The sequence below is a fragment of the Thermus sp. genome (assembly GCF_056332225.1).
In genome coordinates, this window is sequence record NZ_JBWGQW010000208.1 from 1 (window position 1) to 636 (window position 636).

1 pseudogene is annotated in these 636 nt (G+C 67.8%); it reads left to right on the top strand.

Features of this window, described 5'->3' with window-relative positions:
• Nucleotides 1-38: 38 nt before the first annotated feature.
• Nucleotides 39-636: pseudogene (locus AC01Y6_RS10945) on the top strand (hypothetical protein); the annotation flags it as partial.

A 636-nucleotide genomic window follows, 5' to 3' on the forward strand; every position in this document is an offset into this window, starting at 1 on the left:
TGACCCGGGTGCCTCCCAAGGAGGTGGAGGGCCGCCACGTGCTCCGTTGGGACGTGCTCAAGAACTCCTTCGCCCCCGTCCCTGAACCCTTCGGGGTGGAGCTGGTCTTTGAGCCTGGCCTGGTGCGGGTGGTGGAGGCCCCCCTCCCCGAGGGGAGCGTGAACCCCAGGAAGGCCAAGGCCCAGGCCGTGGTGCTCACCCTCCTCCAGGGCGGGGGGGTGGTGCCCAAGAAGGACCTGGTGGAGGCCATCATCCGGGAGGCCAACGTGCACCGGAAGACCGCCGAGCGCTACCTGGCCGAAATCGCCCAGGAGGCGGGCCTGGTGGCGGTGAACCTCCCCGGCAAGGGGAACCCCGTGGCCTACAGGCTCCCCGAGGCCGCGCCCCTCCCCGGGGAAGTTGGACCAAGTCAAAGCGCTATACTCTCTGCTCCTGCTACTCCTAAATCGGAAAACCCCGATGCTTATCGCGAAAGATTTAGGAGCACCCCCCTGCTCCTAAATGGGGAGGGTGCTCCTAAATCCCCGAGCACGTCAACCCGCCGGGGGCTCTTCCGGGGGGTTGTCAGCCTGAAGGATACCGCTGACACGGGGAGGGGGGTGCCCCCCTCACCTGAAGCGGCAGGGGGGCCGGAGG